The organism is Winogradskyella sediminis (genome assembly GCF_003387355.1).
Lineage (GTDB): Bacteria > Bacteroidota > Bacteroidia > Flavobacteriales > Flavobacteriaceae > Winogradskyella > Winogradskyella sediminis.
The window spans coordinates 1,074,332-1,091,638 of the sequence record NZ_QUNH01000002.1 but is presented as its reverse complement, the minus strand read 5'-3'; the positions used below and the strand labels follow the sequence as shown (position 1 = coordinate 1,091,638).

The following is a 17,307-nucleotide window of genomic DNA, read 5'->3' as shown; positions in this document are numbered from 1 at the left end:
ATTGATCATGAAATTAAGTTACCGTTGCGAGTCTTGTAAAAAAGATAATACTGTAAAAACCAAAGCTGCGAATAGACATGGTTTGTTAATGGAACTAGGCAAAAATGAGTTTAATAAACGCTGTCTTCACTGCGGCCATTTTACTAAAAAACATATTAATAGATTATATGTAGATGACAATTACACCTATGTCATCATTGGGTTTGTACTTTCTGCTGTAATCACGTATTTACTTTGGGATTTGGGTTGGGTTTCAACACTAACAGGAGCCATTCCACTTTACTTCTGGATTGAAATGAAAAAGAAATCGAGTGCCTTTAATCGTACTATGGTCAAATAAAATTGAAGAGTTTTACATTACCATATAAAATAGTAGCTGCTATATTCATTTTATTGTTTACGTTTCAATCTATGACCTCTATTAATAGTCACAGCTATACTATTGGACTATCAAATTTTAATAAGGAGTGTCCAAAAGGCAATATTTGTTGTTTCAGAAATATTAACCACCTCATTTATACCTGCGGACAGATAAATCATCTAAGTTGAAATATCTTAATTCTTAAAACACATTACATTGAGCCAATTACATCATTATAATACAAACTTCCAGAAACAACAACATAACATAACCGTTATTTGTGATAATGTAAATAACGCTCCAAATATTGGAAGTTTATTTAGAATTGCAGATGCTTTTGGTATTGCAGAACTCATTTTTTGTGGTACCAATATTTCTCTAGGAAAGCGGATGACCAAAACCTCTCGTTCTACCGAAAAATATGTGAATCATCGTATAGCAGAAGATATAGAAACCCAGATAAAAGACTATAAAAGAAATGGTTATTACATCATAGCTTTAGAGATTTCTGAAAATAGCCAACCTTTAACTCATTTTAAATTAGAAACCAATCAACCTATTGTATTAATTTTAGGTGATGAGAATTTTGGGGTTTCTGATACCATACTTAGGCAATCGGATGCCGTGGTACATATAAATATGTTTGGAAATAATAGCAGTATGAATGTTGTACAAGCCACAAGTATTGCTCTATATGAATTAACAAAGCAGTTGAATGCATAATAAATGGTAAATTTATCTCAACATCTTTACTTATATTTATCACATTAAACATTTGTGTTATACGCAATGTAAACTCAGTAAATAAGGCTTCACAAATGTCTAGCTACCTATTAAAATTAACCCAACTAATACATGAATTCTAAAACCATAGCTAACGGTATTTTAAGAGCAATAGGCATTATTTTGGCTATAGTCCTCGTGTTATATTTTTTATTTAAAATTCAGTCTGTCATTATTTACATTGCCGTTGCGGTGGTAATTTCATTAATCGGTCGTCCTATTATTCTTTTTTTAAGACAACGATTAAAATTTAACAATACCATTGCTGTTGTAACCACAATGATCGTGCTCTTAGGTTTACTCGTTGGACTTATAGGGCTTTTTATCCCTTTAATTATAGAGCAAGGTCAGAATTTGGCCTTACTTAATATTGAACAACTGCAAGTAAACATTGAAAATCTTTATGACCAGATTATTACCTATTTTCAATTTAATCATATAGATATCGAGAAATCTATTGAAGATTCTCATATGCTTTCAAAATTAGATTTTGCTATTATACCCAATTTTCTAAATAGTATTGTCAGTGGTTTAGGAAGTTTTAGTATTGGCTTGTTTTCAGTACTTTTTATTTCGTTTTTCTTTTTAAAAGACAGTAAGTTATTTGAAGATGGTTTAATGACGTTTATTCCTTCTGGTAATGAAGAACGCTCTAAACGCTCTATTGCAACTATTAAAGACTTGTTATCGCGCTATTTTGTAGGGCTAATATTTCAAATATTAATCTTATTCGTAATCTACACTATAGTTTTACTGGTCTTTGGCATAGACAATGCCATTGTTATTGCATTTTTATGTGCACTCCTTAATTTGGTGCCTTACATAGGACCATTAGTCAGTGGTTTTTTAATGCTGTTATTAAGTATGTCTAGTAACTTAGGCGAAAGTTTTAGCGCTGTTATTTTACCAAAAACAACGTATGTGATGATTGGTTTTATTTTCGCTCAATTGGTAGATAACTTCTTTAGTCAACCTTATATTTTTTCAAAAAGTGTAAAATCGCATCCGTTGGAAATTTTCTTAGTCATCATCATCGCAGGTATTCTTTTTGGAGTTGTGGGTATGATTGTAGCCATTCCGACATACACAGCCCTAAAAGTCGTTTTAAAAGAGTTTTTATCAGATTACAACATCGTTAAAAAGCTTACAAAAAACTTATAATTTTAAATTGAATACCACATTACTACATATAGACGTTCAAGGTTATATAAATGAACACATCAATTCAGACACTTCTAAACTATTGTTAAAAGGCATTCCGTTTACATTTGTAGATTCAAAATTAGTTATTGAGCAAATTGAGGCAAAAAAACGATGCCAAAAGAAATTACCAACGTGGTTTGAAACTGAAAACATATACTATCCAAACCGGCTAAACATTGAGCAAACGTCTTCGGAAATTACTGCTAAATTTAAAGCACATTTGGTTTCAGGAAATTCATTAATTGATCTTACAGGAGGCTTTGGAGTTGATGCCTATTATTTTTCAAAACAAGTAGATTACGTTACGCATTGCGAGATTAATTCAGAATTATCTCATATTGTTCAACATAACACAGAAGCGCTTCATATTTCTAATATAGAATGCAAAAATGAAAATGGTATAGAAACTTTAAAAGCTATCGATAAGCCGTTCGATTGGATATATATAGATCCTTCTCGAAGAGACCATACAAAACAAAAGGTATTTTTACTCTCGGATTGTGAACCAAACATTAAAATACATCAAAAAACACTTCTAAAATATGCCCAGAACGTGATGATTAAAACGTCTCCTTTATTAGATATAAAGGCAACGTTGTCCGATCTTACTAACGTTAAAGAAATACATGTTGTTGCAGTTCAAAATGAAGTTAAAGAATTATTATGGATTTTAGAGCGTGATTATAATACCAACGTGGTAATAAAAACAGTTAATTTACAAAAATCGAATACACAACATTTCAGTTTTAATTTTAACGATGAATCGGATGCCAAGGTCACTTATAGCGATCCTCTTACCTATTTATATGAACCGAATGTTGCAATTTTAAAATCGGGTAGTTTTAATTCTGTTAGCGACCTTTTACGTATTGATAAATTACATAAACATTCGCATCTATACACGTCTAATAAGCTTATTGATTTTCCTGGTAGACGCTTTAAAATTAATAAAGTATTGCCTTATAGTAAAAAGAGTTTTTCTAAAGAAAAAATAACCAAAGCAAATATTACGACTAGAAACTTTCCATTGACTGTAAGTGATATCCGCAAAAAACTAAAAGTTAAAGACGGTGGTCACAGCTATGTATTTTTTACTACAGATTGCCATGACTCTAAAATTATCATTATTTGCTCTAAAGTGTAAATCCTTACAAGCATTTATTCATTGGGATTTAAAAATCCTTTTTGCAAAACCACCATATCCTTTCCCCAAAGCTTTACTAAATATGAAATATCTATAGGAAAGAAAGATGACGAACCGTCAGTATTATATTTTACAGGGCATTCTATTTTTTCACCATTCACTATTCGGCATTTATGTTCACCGTTATCAGAAATGAAAATATCACCCGAATCTAACTTTTCATAAACTTTTTTTAAATCGATAATCGCATATTTTAAAAACTGAGACGATTTACAAATATCACTTTTTGAGCAATCTAAAATTCCATAAGTAAAATAGTGTGCTTTCATTTTAAAATATTCTGATTCTTGTCGATCTAAGTGTTTATTATCATCTCGCCTATAACGAATAGTAAAGTCGGTAAACTCTTTATATTTAGCTTCTCTAAATCGCTCTTGCACTGTTTTTACGGTATCATCAGTAATAAAAACGTAGTCGATACCTACAGTCATATCAATAAATTTGGCATAGTTCTTCTTCAATTTCACCTCTTTCCAGCTTATTGAATTATAGATGTGAGGTAATGCGATATGTTTATGCACATAATCTGTAAATGCTCTATCTTTTTTATAACTAGACATAATAAAATATAAAAACGTGTAGCGAACGATAGTATTCAAATAAAAAACATGATCACTAAAAACCACCTTCGACACATATACATCTCTGATAAATATACACTTAAATAAATGATAAATGTTAACCTCAAAAAAAATATAAAAAAACTCAAAAAAATTGTTGCGTTCTTTAAAATGTTGCGTTACATTTGCATCCGCATTTAAGAGAATGTTCTTTTATATATTGGAGAGGTGCCTGAGTGGCCGAAAGGAGCGGTTTGCTAAATCGTCGTAGGTGGAAACACTTACCCAGGGTTCGAATCCCTGTCTCTCCGCAATTTTTACTGCAGCTTATGCGATTCTGTAAGTAAGATTAAGATAATCATTTTCGGGGTGTAGCGTAGCCCGGTTATCGCGCCACGTTTGGGACGTGGAGGCCGCAGGTTCGAATCCTGCCACCCCGACTTTTATTGAATTTTTTAGAGTGTTTACTCTAAATGGTCGCATAGCTCAGCTGGATAGAGCACCTGCCTTCTAAGCAGGCGGTCCTAGGTTCGAATCCTAGTGCGATCACAAGAAGCCTTACTAGAAATAGTGAGGCTTTTTTGTGTTTAGAGGTTAAATAGATTAATGCTTCACTATTATAAAAATTCTAAAAAATAAAATTATTTAGACACAATCGATTTGAGCTAATATTGTACTGTAACGGAACAACAACACCATATAATAAGTCGTTATTTGTAATAAAAAAACGAATGAACTTTTTTGTGTGCTTGGGCTTAGGTTTTATTGTCGCTACTTCCGGTAGTATTGTGCCTAGTTATTTAAATCTCACCGTTGTTAAGTACAGTTTAAAAAGCGGTAAAATAGCGGCCTTTTTTCTAATTGGTGGGTTTGCAACCGTCTTATTTTTTCAAGCTAATATTGGCGCCTATTTCTCTGATGTTTTAATGAAAAATTCAGAATACATAACGTTTATTCAAAAAATAGGCTCTGTGATTCTAATGCTATTATCCATTAATTTTTTCAGATTACATTTTAACTCTAAAGGTGGCAAAAAGAAAATTGAAATTAAAAAATCTAAAGCCTACTTAAGTGGTATTGGCTTATCGCTATTAAATACCATAGCAATTCCATTTTACTTTACATCAATTTCTTTACTTATAAGCTTAAATTATTTTGAATATTCCCTACAAAATAGCCTATATTTTTCAATCGGCTCTACCTTAGGATCCTTTACGTTATATGCCTTATATGCTATTGTTGCTAATAAAATTGAACATAAGCTGAATGCCATTGCCGATAAAATGAACTTAATTTTAGGGTGTCTTACCGCTATGGTATCTATAATTAATCTTATCTCAATATATGTAAGATAATTAGAATTCGTTTTAATTATTCAGGATACTCAATCCTTAAATGGTAAATATTGGCCAACTTAAATTTTAGTACTTTCTTTAAAGACTGAATTTCTTTAAACGTAATATCTGCATTTAAAAATTGACCACTTTCCATTTGTTTATTAATGATATTTTCTACAAAATCATTAATTTTAGTACTGGTCGGTTCTTTTAGACTCTTAGAAGCTGCTTCTACACTATCACACATCATAAGAATAGCGGTTTCTTTACTATACGGTGTTGGGCCAGGATAAGCAAAGTCATTAATATCTACATTGTCATTGGCAGCTTTTTCCTTCATATAGAAGTAATATACCAAACTTGTACCATGATGCGTTCTTATAAAATCGATAACGCGATCTGGCAAATTATATTTTTTTGCAATTTCAATCCCATTTAAAACATGGTCTATAATAACTTTGGCGCTTTCTCTATTAGATAGCTCATCATGCGGGTTAATTCCCGTACTTTGGTTTTCAGTGAAATATGTTGGATTATTCATTTTTCCGATATCATGATACAAAGCTCCTACTCTTACCAACATAGCATTGGCGCCAATTTCATTAGCTGCAGCTTCTGCCAAATTCGCCACGTTTAAAGAATGATGAAAGGTTCCAGGCGCTCTGTTAGATAATTCTTTTAAGAGTTTTGTATTAGTATCGGAAAGTTCTAATAATGACACATCAGACACTAAGCCGAATATTTTTTCGTAGATATAAATTAAAGGTTGCACAAATAATGTGGCCAATCCACAAAGAATGAACATGCCGAAAATTTGAAATTTTATACCTGTCAGTTGCCCTTCATGAATAACGAAAAAAGCAAAATAAGCAATGATATATATAAACGTAATCTGACCAACTGAAATGAAAAGATTGGCGCGTTTATATAATTCAGAAACGGTTAAAATCGTCACCATTCCTGCAATAATTTGAAGAAACATATACTCATAACTATTAGGCACCACAAAACCTAGAAGTAAAACTGTAAGTACATGTGTAAACAAACCTAATCTAGCATCGAAAAATGCTTTTAAAACAAGTGGTAAAACACATAAAGGCACCACATAGATATACTGAGAATTAAAGTTAATTACTAAAGTGCTCAATAATATCATTAGAGCAATATTGAAAAATATAAACGTTACTTTAGTATTATTTAAAAAAACCTCTTTTCTATAACGACTAAGAAATAGCAGAAGCATTAAAAGCGCTAACGCCACCAATAAGGTATAAGCTATGAGCACCCAGTTATAATTGGCAGAATTCCATACTTGCGATTCGTATTCCGATTTTAATGAACTGAGAATGTCATATTGGTTTTCTTCAATAACTTGACCTTTTGAAATAATTAACTGATCCTTCTCTACTCTACCTCGTGTTAGCGATATTCTCGATAACTCTTCCTCTAATGCTTTTTTAGTTAAACTTGAATTCAGCTTAACATTAGGTTTTATAACATCAAAAAATATAGAAATTATACGTTTTTTATCAGCTGTAGGAATGGAACTACCTAAATCCGATTCCACACGTTGTCGTAGATTACTCAATTCAAATAAACGACCATATTGAATTTCTTTCTCAACTTTATTTGACGTTACAAGCTTTACCGCTCTATCCTCATCATAATTGTAATCTGAATCTAAAACACCGACATCATATAGATTATTTACAATTGATTTTCCTTTTAGATACAGATCTGAATTTTCGATACTAAAATTACTTGAATCCTTAAACACCTGATTAAATCTCGTTAAATAATCAGAAAACACCTCGGCTTTTATCTCTCTATTTAATTCAAAATAAACGAGACTTCGACTTTTAATTTCATTTTTCTCAGAGTCAATTTCTGCTTTAGATTTTTTAATAGCGAAATTAAATGGTGCGTATAAATTTTCTGATTGCCAAGGCTTGCCTTTTTCAAAGGAGTATCTAAATTTTCCTGTTTTAGGAAATAGATATACAATAAATAATGTTGTTACTATAAACAACAAAATCTTATAGACTAAAGCGTGATTCTTATACCACTTATTGTAGAAAACATTCATATACAATCAAATGTAATAAATAATAAAATTTTAGACGGCTAATATCATTAATACATTCTCAAATCTCTTAAAAAATGTTTAATTTCGCATCAAATAACATCAAACATAATTACAATGAATAAAGACGTCGTTATCGTTTCTGCGGTTAGAACACCAATTGGAAGTTTTTTAGGTAGTTTATCTACAGTACCAGCACCTCGCTTAGGAGCTGCTGCAATTAAAGGAGCTCTAGATAAAATTAACCTAAAACCAGAATTGGTTGATGAAGTTATTATGGGAAATGTTGTGCAAGCTGGCACAGGACAAGCACCTGCAAGACAAGCCGCTATTTATGCTGGTCTACCAAATACAATTCCTAGTACTACTATTAATAAAGTTTGTGCTTCTGGAATGAAAGCTGTAATGCAAGCAGCCCAGGCTATTCAATTAGGTGATGCCTCTATTGTGGTTGCAGGAGGAATGGAAAACATGAGTTTAATTCCACATTATTACCATGCAAGAAGCGCTACAAAATTTGGACCAGCAACACTAGAAGATGGAATGCAAAAAGATGGTCTTGTAGATGCTTACGATAAAAATGCAATGGGAGTTTGTGCAGATGCTTGTGCTACTGAATATGAATTTTCAAGAGAAGATCAAGATGCTTTTGCGATTCAATCTTACGAACGCTCTAAAGCAGCTTGGGAAGCTGGCAAATTTAAAGATGAAGTGATTGCTGTGGAAGTGCCTCAACGTCGTGGTGAACCAAAAACAGTTGATCAAGATGAAGAATATTCTAATGTTAGAATGGATAAAATTCCGGCGTTACGCCCTGCGTTTACTAAAGACGGCACAGTAACAGCTGCGAACGCTTCTACAATTAACGATGGCGCTGCTGCGTTGGTGTTAATGAGTAGAGAAAAAGCAGAAGAATTAGGCTTAAAACCTTTAGCTACTGTGAAGAGTTATGCCGATGCCGCACACGAACCACATTGGTTTACTACGGCTCCTGCAAAAGCATTACCAAAGGCTCTTGCTAAAGCTAATTTAGAATTAGATGCTATCGATTTCTTTGAATTTAATGAAGCTTTTTCCGTTGTAGGTTTAGCTAACATGAAAATTCTAGGATTAAATGATAGCAACGTTAATGTAAATGGTGGTGCTGTTTCATTAGGACATCCTTTAGGTTGTTCTGGTGCACGTATTTTAGTGACATTAATTAATGTGTTACATCAAAACAACGCTAAACTAGGTGCTGCTGCTATTTGTAATGGTGGTGGTGGTGCGTCAGCAATGGTATTAGAACGCGCTTAATAACAACTTATGCAATACGGCATTTGCAATCTTGGAATTGTACCTATACGATTAGAACCTAGCGATACCAGTGAAATGGTAACGCAAGCGTTGTATGGTGACTATTTTAAAGTTCTTGAGCAACGCAAAAAATGGAGTCGTATTCGTTTTGCTTTTGATAAATATGAAGGCTGGATAGATAATAAACAATATCTCGAAATTGAAGAATTGCAATACAATCAGTTGAGTCAATCAGATATTAATTTATCTAATGATTTAATTGAATTTGTAGCAGATACATCAAATAATCTGTACCCAATTCCTGTAGGCTCTGATTTAAATGGTCTCAAATTATTAAATCACCATTTTGATGGCACATCAGTAACGGCAAAAAGTACGAAGGATAATATTATAAAATCTGCATTTTTATTTTTGAATGCTCCTTATTTATGGGGAGGCAAAACGCCATTTGGAATTGACTGTTCGGGATTTACACAGATGGTTTATAAAATAAATGGCTATAAATTATTAAGAGATGCTTCGGAACAAGCCACACAAGGAGAAGCTTTAAGCTTTATTGAAGAAAGTGAGCCTGGTGATTTAGCCTTTTTTGATAATGCCGAAGGCCATATCACACATGTAGGTATTATTATGGAAAACAACTATATTATACATGCACATGGAAAAGTTAGAATTGACCGACTAGATCATAGTGGCATATATAATACAGATAAAAACATACACACTCACAAACTGAGGGTCATAAAAAAAATAGTATAAAAAAAAGCGACTTTAAAAAAAGTCGCTTTTTTTTATGTCTTAAAAGTTTTACTAATTACCATTTGCAGAAGCTTCCATTGCTTCTACTTTAGTTCTCATTTCTTTAAATTTAGCTGTTTCACCTAAAGCGCTGTATATATTCATTAACGTTCTAGCGGCATCAATGTTAGTATTTTTCAACTCTAATGCTTTTTCTAAATAAGGAATTGCTTTTTCATAAACTTTAGTACGCTTTTCTTTTAATTCATCGTACTTAATATTATCAGCTTTACTGGTTCCTAAAGCATTCATTTCTTCAACAATCTTAGCTTCACCATCTAAAATAACCACTGCTATATTAGTGTAGGCATCAACATAATTTGGATTAATGGCTACAGCTTTTTCATAATATTTAATAGCTTCTTCTGAGTTTCCTCCCTCTGCAGCTAAAACTCCTAAATTATATTGTAACTCTGCATTATTAGGATCTTTTTCAGTTGCTTCTTCCATTAATTCTTTAAAGCGCTCTCTATTTCCCATTTTAAGGTAAACATTAGCTTCAGATAATAATAACCCTATATCATCTGGGTTTTCTTTTCTAGCATCTGCCATAGCTCCTAAAGCCTTTTCATTTTCGCCTTGAGAAACGTATATTAAAGCTATATTTTTAACTATTTCAGCGGTCTTAGAAGCACTTTTTTTCTCTCTAGGTAATTTGTGCAATTTGGCTTTAACCGAAAAATCTCTGGAAGCTTTATCTGAAAAGTTTTCTTCTTCACCAGTTTCAACATTTGTCGCATAATAATTCATTTCAGCACCATTGTACCCTAAGTTTTTTAGTTCGATATAATAGTCTAAAGCCGTTTCATAGTCTGGTTCAGAAACTGCAGATGAAGCCGCATAATATAAATACAATGTATCTTTTGGAGACATTCTATAAACTTTCTCAAAACGCTTTGCTGCAACTTTATAATCTTTCTTTGTAAAAGCCTCATTAGCTTTGGTTAAAAACGTATTAACCATACCTGTAGTCATTTCATTAGCTTTCTGGGTATATTTTAATTTACCCATTTTAGATTCTAAATCTTTTAAGTTCTCTAAACTTGTTATAGCCTCATCAATATCAGCATCACTACCATTACCATTTGCATATAATGCTTGCGCTTTTAGGTAATAAAATTTAGCTTTAGACTTATCGTCCATATTGCCAATTAAACCTTGCGCTGCAGAGGCTGCCGATTTAGCATCAGCATAGTTTGAGTTTTTTAGTGCTTTCTCAATTGCTTTTATCTCATTCTTTTGTGCAAAAGAGAACGAGGTAACTGCCATTACTAGCACAATTGTCATTAATTTTTTCATCTTGTATTTAATCGTTTTGTTGTTAATTATTCGCTTTCTGTGTCATTATTATCAATAGCCGTGCCACCTTCAATAGCATCTTCATTATCAAGAACTTCGGCATTTATATCTATTATATTTTCTTCAGCTTCGTCTTCTTTCATTACTTTAGCTACAGCCGCAATAGAATCATTTCCTTTTAAGTTAATAAGCTTAACTCCTTGCGTTGCTCTACCCATAACACGTAAATCGGCTACTGCCATACGGATTGCAATACCAGATTTATTAATAATCATTAAATCATCATCATCTGTTACATTCTTAATAGACACCAAGTTACCCGTTTTCTCTGTAATAGAAATAGTTTTTACACCTTTTCCTCCTCTATTGGTAATTCTATAATCTTCTAGACTTGAACGTTTTCCGTAACCATTTTCAGATACTACCAAAATGTTACTATCCATATCATCTACAGCAATCATTCCAATAACTTCATCCGTTTTTTCATCTTGAAGTCTAATACCACGAACACCTGAAGCATTTCTTCCCATTGGACGTGTTTTAGCTTCTTCAAATCGAATGGCTTTACCAGATTTTAAAGCCAGCATCACTTGGCTTTCTCCAGTGGTTAACTTAGCTTCTAGTAAAACATCATCTTCCTTAATTGTAATGGCATTAATACCGTTAGATCTAGGTCTAGAATATTGTTCTAAAGAAGTCTTTTTTACCTGACCTTGTTTGGTGGCCATAATCACATAATGATTATTAATATACGCTTCATCTTTTAAATCTTGAGTACAGATAAAGGCCATTACTTTATCATCTTGCTCAATATTAATTAGATTCTGAATAGCTCTACCTTTAGATGTTTTAGACCCTTCTGGAATTTCATAAACACGCATCCAGAAACATTTTCCTTTTTGTGTAAAGAACAACATGTATTGGTGATTTGTTCCTACAAATAGATGCTCTAAGAAATCTTCATTACGAGTTGTTGATGCTTTCTGACCAACTCCTCCTCTATTCTGAGTTTTATATTCCGTAAGCGAGGTACGTTTTATGTATCCTGCATGTGAAATGGTAATTACTACCTGAGCATCAGGAATCATATCTTCAATACTTAAATCTCCACCTGCATACTCTATTGTAGAACGACGATCATCACCATATTTATCTCTTACAACTTCTAATTCACCTTTTATAATATCCATTCGACGTTCTTTTTTATCGAGAATATCTTTAAGGTCAATTATTGTTTTCATAATTTCATCGTACTCTGCACGTAATTTGTCTTGCTCTAAGCCAGTTAACTGACGTAAACGCATCTCTACAATAGCTTTCGCTTGGATTTCAGAGAGTTTAAAACGTTCAATCAAATTATTTCGAGCTTCTTCAGCATTAGACGACGCACGAATAATTTTTATCACTTCATCTATATTATCAGAAGCTATAATTAAACCTTCTAATATGTGAGCACGCTCTTCAGCCTTACGCAATTCGTAAGTTGTTCGTCTTACAACAACATCATGTCTATGTTCAACAAAATAGTGTATTAAATCTTTTAAATTTAATAACTCTGGTCGGCCATTAACAAGCGCAATATTATTTACACTAAATGAAGTTTGTAACGCAGTGTACTTAAATAACTTATTAAGCACAATGTTAGGGATAGCGTCACGTTTTAACACGTATACAATTCGCATTCCATTTCTATCCGATTCATCACGAATAGATGCAATACCATCCATTTTTTTATCGTTAATTAAATCCGCAGTCTTCTTAATCATGTCGGCTTTATTAACTTGATAAGGGATTTCTGTAACAATAATACATTCTCTACCTTGCACCTCTTCTATTACCGCTTTTCCTCGCATTACGATTCGTCCACGACCAGTATGAAAAGCTTCTTTTACTCCATCATAACCATAAATGGTTCCACCAGTTGGAAAATCTGGCGCTTTTATATGCTGAATGAGTTCATCAATCTCAATATCATTATTGTCAATATAAGCAATGGTACCATTCACCACTTCCGTTAAGTTGTGTGGTGGCATATTTGTTGCCATACCAACAGCAATACCAGATGCTCCATTAACTAATAAGCCAGGTATACGTGTTGGAAGTACTGTAGGTTCTTCTAAAGTATCATCAAAATTTAATTTATGATCTACAGTCTCTTTATCAATATCAGCTAACATATCCTCTGAAATCTTGCGCATACGCGCTTCTGTATAACGCATTGCTGCAGGACTATCGCCATCAACAGATCCAAAGTTACCTTGACCATCTACTAACATATAACGTAAACTCCATTCTTGAGCCATACGTACCATTGTATCATAAACAGAGGTATCACCATGAGGGTGATACTTACCTAAAACTTCACCGACAATTCTTGCTGATTTCTTATGCGCACTATTTGCTCTAATTCCAAGTTCGTGCATACCGTAAAGTACACGTCTATGAACTGGTTTTAAACCGTCTCTTACATCTGGTAACGCACGTGACACAATGACCGACATTGAATAATCAATGTAGGCCGATTTCATTTCATCTTCAATGTTAATTGGAATGAGTTTTTCTCCTTCTGCCATATATAATTTTAATTAGTTTTATCGTAAGTTTTCGTAACGCGCTAAGATAACCAAAATACTACTGTTTATAGATAAAAACTATTCAATTTTTGGGATTTTTTATTAACAATATTTGATATCTTTTTAGTTAATAAGTATCTCTATAAATCCTTTGATTTAAATCACTTTTTTAGTCTCTTCGTTTATGACATATAATTAAGGTATGGTTTTTGCCTTATACTCAATATGTTTTTATTATTTTTAAAGCAGAAAGGAATATAGTATGGATGATAATTTTTCCCCAAGAGTTAAAGATGTTATTGCTTATAGCAAAGAAGAAGCCTTGCGATTAGGCCATGATTTTATTGGTACTGAGCATTTAATGCTTGGCCTTTTAAGAGATGGTAATGGTAAAGCTATAGATATATTAAGTGCCTTAGATGTAGATCTAAATCACTTAAGGCGTAAAGTAGAGATTTTAAGTCCTGCTAACCCTAATATAACAACGACATCTAACGAAAAAAAGAACTTACACCTCACTAGGCAGGCAGAGCGTGCATTGAAAACAACTTTTTTAGAAGCTAAACTGTTTCAAAGTACCTCTATTAATACTGCACATTTATTGTTGTGTATTTTAAGAAATGAAAATGACCCTACAACCAAGCTTTTAAACAAGCTTAAGGTAGATTATGATAACGTTAAAGAAGAATTTAAATCTATGATTACAAGTGAAGATGATTATTTAGACACTCCAAAAGCAGAATCGTTTTCTGATGATGATATAAATGAGGAAGAAGAAGCTAAGCAGAATCCATTTGGTGGACCAACTAGCAAAACGAATAAAAAGTCGAAAACACCGGTTTTAGATAATTTTGGAAGGGACTTAACTGTACTGGCGGAAGAGGATAAATTAGATCCTGTAGTTGGTAGAGAAAAAGAAATACAACGTGTATCTCAAATTTTAAGTCGAAGAAAGAAAAACAACCCTCTATTAATAGGAGAGCCTGGCGTTGGTAAATCTGCCATTGCCGAAGGTCTTGCCTTGCGTATTGTAAAACGTAAAGTTTCGCGTACCTTATTTAATAAGCGCGTGGTTACCCTAGACTTAGCAAGTTTAGTGGCTGGTACAAAATACAGAGGACAATTTGAAGAACGTATGAAAGCTGTTATGAATGAGCTAGAAAAGAATGACGATATCATTCTATTCATAGACGAAATTCATACCATTGTTGGTGCTGGCGGAGCCACTGGAAGTTTAGATGCTTCCAACATGTTTAAACCTGCATTAGCGCGAGGTGAAATACAATGTATTGGTGCCACAACTTTAGATGAATACAGACAATACATTGAAAAAGATGGCGCATTAGAACGACGTTTTCAAAAAGTTATTGTTGAACCAACTTCTGTTGAAGAAACGATTGAAATCCTTAATAATATTAAAGGCAAATACGAAGAACACCACAATGTAGATTATACCGCAGAAGCTATTGAAGCTTGTGTAACGTTAACGAGTCGTTATATGACCGAGCGTTTTTTACCAGACAAGGCTATTGATGCTTTAGATGAAGCTGGTTCTCGTGTACACATTACTAACATTGATGTTCCAAAACAGATTCTTGAACTAGAAAAGAAACTTGAAGAAGTTAAAGAAACTAAAAATAGCGTTGTTAAAAAGCAGAAATATGAAGAAGCCGCTAAGCTTAGAGATGATGAAAAACGCTTAGAAAAAGAGCTGACTACTGCTCAAGAAAAATGGGAAGAAGAGACCAAACAACATCGTGAAACCGTTACCGAAGACAATGTAGCCGACGTTGTTTCAATGATGACAGGAATACCTGTAAATAAAATTGCGCAAAAAGAGATCACCAAACTCTCTCAATTACCCGATTTAATTAAAGGTAAAGTCATAGGTCAAGATCAAGCTGTTGCAAAAGTAGTGAAAGCTATTCAGCGTAATAGAGCTGGACTAAAAGATCCGAATAAACCAATTGGTTCATTTATATTTTTAGGACAAACAGGTGTGGGTAAAACACAGTTAGCAAAAGTTTTAGCACGCGAACTATTTGATAGCGATGATTCTTTAGTACGAATTGACATGAGTGAATACATGGAGAAATTCGCGATTTCTCGTTTAGTTGGTGCACCTCCAGGATACGTTGGTTATGAAGAAGGTGGGCAGTTGACCGAAAAAATAAGACGTAAACCTTATGCTGTTGTTCTTTTAGATGAAATTGAAAAAGCGCATCCAGATGTCTTTAACATGCTACTACAAGTATTAGACGATGGATATTTAACTGACAGTCTAGGTCGCAAAATAGACTTTAGAAACACTATTATAATTATGACTTCTAACATTGGTGCCAGAAAATTAAAAGATTTTGGCTCTGGTGTAGGTTTCGGGACTGCTGCTGCTTTAGCTCAAGAATCCGATCATGCCAAAGGAGTTATTGAAAATGCACTTAAAAAAGCCTTTGCACCTGAATTCTTAAATAGAATTGATGATGTTATTGTTTTCAACGCATTAGAACAAGAGGATATTAGTAAAATTATTGATATCGAAATGGCTAAGCTTATTGAGCGTATTAAAGATTTAGGTTACGACCTAAAACTTACCGATAAGGCTAAAAATTATATTGCTGAAAAAGGTTTTGATAAACAATATGGAGCAAGACCACTTAATAGAGCGATTCAGAAATATGTTGAAGATGCACTTGCAGAAGAAATAATCAATTCTAAAATTCACGAAGGTGACTCTATCACCATGGACTTAGATGAGGAAAATAATGTTTTAAGCATTAAAATTAAATCTTCTAGCAAGACAACAGAATCGTAATTAATAAATTACATAAATAAAAAAAACTCTTTCTTTATGAAGGAGTTTTTTTTATCTTATACTACTAAAAATCAAATCACTAAAATGAAAAACACCCTAAGCTTGGATTTTTGTGATGTTGTGATATACGACCACTACATCATTGTAACCATTAAAGAAGGGACTATTCTTACACCAGAACACAACAATACGCTTATTAAAATCACAGAGTCCTATTTCGAAGAATCACCATTTGTTTATATTTCAAATAGAATAAATTCATATTCCGTTAATCCAGAGATTTATTATAAAACAGTTCAAATTAATTCGTTAAAAGGCTTTGCTGTGGTTTCACAAGAATATAAAGCAAAAATAAATGCGCAGATAGAAAAAATGTTCTTTAAAAAACCTTTTGAAATTTTTTCTGAAATTGAAGATGCTGTGACATGGGCTAAAACCTTAATTAAAAGAGACTAAAATTGAATAATTAGAAACTCTTTAATTTATTAGTCTTCACGTTTATATTAATCAAACGGATCCGTATACACATGGTTTATTTCTCCACCTGTTATAACCACATCGTTTCCTTCTATTGTAGCACTTCCTGAAAATGTAGCACTAAAGCATGTGTTTTTGTTAACCGTAACGTGACTCTCTAATTGCGACTGTACAAAATCACCTTCAGCTGAAGTTGCATTTTCAACACGTAAATAATTAAATTCCTCTACGAATTAGTACCCGTTTCTTTGTATGGAAGTTTTAACGTCACGGCATACGTATTTTGCTGAGGAGAATAATAACCGCTAGATAAGTATAAACTTAACGTATGTCCAGATCCATCATTATCCAAATCTATTCCACGGCCAAATATTTCAAAATCCATGATTTCACCATTAATCGTCATGGTCGCACTCTCAATTTGAGGACAAGATGCCACATCATCATCACTAGAGCATGCATTTAAAATCCAGAAACTACACAAAAAGGGTAAAATATAGTTTATGCTTTTCATGCTACAC

The 17,307-nt window shown here is 33.0% G+C and carries 14 protein-coding genes and 3 tRNA genes; 12 read left to right on the top strand and 5 right to left on the bottom strand.

Annotated features, from left to right (window positions below; all coding sequences use genetic code 11):
• Positions 1-7: 7 nt before the first annotated feature.
• The 4 genes from C8N41_RS12210 (at position 8) to C8N41_RS12195 (ending at position 3,491) form a co-directional block, all read left to right on the top strand.
• Positions 8-340 carry a hypothetical protein gene (locus C8N41_RS12210; RefSeq protein WP_115839449.1) on the top strand — a complete coding sequence of 111 codons (333 nt, stop codon included), beginning with the start codon at positions 8-10 and terminating at the stop codon, positions 338-340.
• 237 nt (positions 341-577) lie between these two features.
• Entirely contained in the window at positions 578-1,084 is a 507-nt protein-coding gene (locus tag C8N41_RS12205; protein ID WP_115839448.1) for a TrmH family RNA methyltransferase, read from the top strand.
• A 132-nt stretch (positions 1,085-1,216) separates the two neighbouring features.
• Entirely contained in the window at positions 1,217-2,305 is a 1,089-nt protein-coding gene (locus C8N41_RS12200; protein ID WP_115839447.1) for an AI-2E family transporter, read from the top strand.
• A gap of 7 nt (positions 2,306-2,312) precedes the next feature.
• Complete coding sequence (locus C8N41_RS12195; RefSeq protein WP_115839446.1) at positions 2,313-3,491, top strand: THUMP-like domain-containing protein; 1,179 nt, start codon at positions 2,313-2,315, stop codon at positions 3,489-3,491.
• Between the two features lie 14 nt (positions 3,492-3,505).
• On the opposite strand, the gene C8N41_RS12190 is transcribed toward C8N41_RS12195, so the two are convergent.
• Positions 3,506-4,111: a hypothetical protein gene (locus C8N41_RS12190; protein ID WP_092447431.1), complete on the bottom strand. Its 606-nt coding sequence runs from the start codon at positions 4,109-4,111 to the stop codon at positions 3,506-3,508.
• A 222-nt stretch (positions 4,112-4,333) separates the two neighbouring features.
• Here C8N41_RS12190 and C8N41_RS12185 point away from each other — a divergent pair.
• The 4 genes from C8N41_RS12185 to C8N41_RS12170 all read left to right on the top strand — a co-directional run bounded on the left by C8N41_RS12185 (position 4,334) and on the right by C8N41_RS12170 (position 5,466).
• A tRNA-Ser gene (locus C8N41_RS12185) sits at positions 4,334-4,422 on the top strand.
• A 54-nt stretch (positions 4,423-4,476) separates the two neighbouring features.
• Positions 4,477-4,551 (top strand) — tRNA-Pro (locus C8N41_RS12180).
• Between the two features lie 35 nt (positions 4,552-4,586).
• A tRNA-Arg gene (locus tag C8N41_RS12175) sits at positions 4,587-4,660 on the top strand.
• 182 nt (positions 4,661-4,842) lie between these two features.
• Positions 4,843-5,466, top strand: coding sequence for a LysE family transporter (locus C8N41_RS12170; protein ID WP_115839445.1), 624 nt, complete (start codon positions 4,843-4,845; stop codon positions 5,464-5,466).
• A gap of 16 nt (positions 5,467-5,482) precedes the next feature.
• On the opposite strand, the gene C8N41_RS12165 is transcribed toward C8N41_RS12170, so the two are convergent.
• A complete protein-coding gene (locus C8N41_RS12165; protein WP_092447429.1) occupies positions 5,483-7,534 on the bottom strand; it encodes an HD family phosphohydrolase in 2,052 nt (683 codons plus the stop codon).
• Between the two features lie 114 nt (positions 7,535-7,648).
• Here C8N41_RS12165 and C8N41_RS12160 point away from each other — a divergent pair, with 114 nt between their 5' ends.
• Together C8N41_RS12160 and C8N41_RS12155 are read left to right on the top strand one after the other, a co-directional pair.
• Positions 7,649-8,827, top strand: a complete 1,179-nt coding sequence (locus C8N41_RS12160) for an acetyl-CoA C-acyltransferase (protein WP_092447428.1) — start codon at positions 7,649-7,651, stop codon at positions 8,825-8,827.
• Between the two features lie 9 nt (positions 8,828-8,836).
• On the top strand, positions 8,837-9,586 hold the full coding sequence (locus tag C8N41_RS12155; protein ID WP_115839444.1) for a C40 family peptidase: 750 nt from the start codon (positions 8,837-8,839) through the stop codon (positions 9,584-9,586).
• A 51-nt stretch (positions 9,587-9,637) separates the two neighbouring features.
• Here the strand turns inward: C8N41_RS12155 and C8N41_RS12150 are convergent, their stop codons facing one another.
• Both C8N41_RS12150 and gyrA read right to left on the bottom strand, forming a co-directional pair.
• On the bottom strand, positions 9,638-10,924 hold the full coding sequence (locus C8N41_RS12150; RefSeq protein ID WP_092447426.1) for a tetratricopeptide repeat protein: 1,287 nt from the start codon (positions 10,922-10,924) through the stop codon (positions 9,638-9,640).
• 26 nt (positions 10,925-10,950) lie between these two features.
• Positions 10,951-13,497, bottom strand: coding sequence for a DNA gyrase subunit A (gene gyrA / locus C8N41_RS12145; protein ID WP_115839443.1), 2,547 nt, complete (start codon positions 13,495-13,497; stop codon positions 10,951-10,953).
• Between the two features lie 262 nt (positions 13,498-13,759).
• Here gyrA and C8N41_RS12140 point away from each other — a divergent pair, with 262 nt between their 5' ends.
• Both C8N41_RS12140 and C8N41_RS12135 read left to right on the top strand, forming a co-directional pair.
• Positions 13,760-16,309 carry an ATP-dependent Clp protease ATP-binding subunit gene (locus C8N41_RS12140; protein ID WP_115839442.1) on the top strand — a complete coding sequence of 850 codons (2,550 nt, stop codon included), beginning with the start codon at positions 13,760-13,762 and terminating at the stop codon, positions 16,307-16,309.
• 36 nt (positions 16,310-16,345) lie between these two features.
• Positions 16,346-16,765: a hypothetical protein gene (locus tag C8N41_RS12135; RefSeq protein ID WP_249033271.1), complete on the top strand. Its 420-nt coding sequence runs from the start codon at positions 16,346-16,348 to the stop codon at positions 16,763-16,765.
• A 247-nt stretch (positions 16,766-17,012) separates the two neighbouring features.
• On the opposite strand, the gene C8N41_RS12130 is transcribed toward C8N41_RS12135, so the two are convergent.
• Positions 17,013-17,300: a hypothetical protein gene (locus C8N41_RS12130; RefSeq protein WP_115839441.1), complete on the bottom strand. Its 288-nt coding sequence runs from the start codon at positions 17,298-17,300 to the stop codon at positions 17,013-17,015.
• Between the last annotated feature and the right edge of the window lie 7 nt (positions 17,301-17,307).

Bases quoted from the DNA above. Each gene is read 5' to 3' on its own strand.
- C8N41_RS12155 (WP_115839444.1), top strand. From the start codon at position 8,837: ATGCAATACGGCATTTGCAATCTTGGAATTGTACCTATACGATTAGAA.
- C8N41_RS12165 (WP_092447429.1), bottom strand. From the start codon at position 7,534: ATGAATGTTTTCTACAATAAGTGGTATAAGAATCACGCTTTAGTCTAT.
- C8N41_RS12190 (WP_092447431.1), bottom strand. From the start codon at position 4,111: ATGTCTAGTTATAAAAAAGATAGAGCATTTACAGATTATGTGCATAAA.
- C8N41_RS12130 (WP_115839441.1), bottom strand. From the start codon at position 17,300: ATGAAAAGCATAAACTATATTTTACCCTTTTTGTGTAGTTTCTGGATT.
- C8N41_RS12210 (WP_115839449.1), top strand. From the start codon at position 8: ATGAAATTAAGTTACCGTTGCGAGTCTTGTAAAAAAGATAATACTGTA.
- C8N41_RS12135 (WP_249033271.1), top strand. From the start codon at position 16,346: ATGAAGGAGTTTTTTTTATCTTATACTACTAAAAATCAAATCACTAAA.
- C8N41_RS12160 (WP_092447428.1), top strand. From the start codon at position 7,649: ATGAATAAAGACGTCGTTATCGTTTCTGCGGTTAGAACACCAATTGGA.
- C8N41_RS12170 (WP_115839445.1), top strand. From the start codon at position 4,843: ATGAACTTTTTTGTGTGCTTGGGCTTAGGTTTTATTGTCGCTACTTCC.
- C8N41_RS12150 (WP_092447426.1), bottom strand. From the start codon at position 10,924: ATGAAAAAATTAATGACAATTGTGCTAGTAATGGCAGTTACCTCGTTC.
- C8N41_RS12140 (WP_115839442.1), top strand. From the start codon at position 13,760: ATGGATGATAATTTTTCCCCAAGAGTTAAAGATGTTATTGCTTATAGC.
- gyrA (WP_115839443.1), bottom strand. From the start codon at position 13,497: ATGGCAGAAGGAGAAAAACTCATTCCAATTAACATTGAAGATGAAATG.
- C8N41_RS12200 (WP_115839447.1), top strand. From the start codon at position 1,217: ATGAATTCTAAAACCATAGCTAACGGTATTTTAAGAGCAATAGGCATT.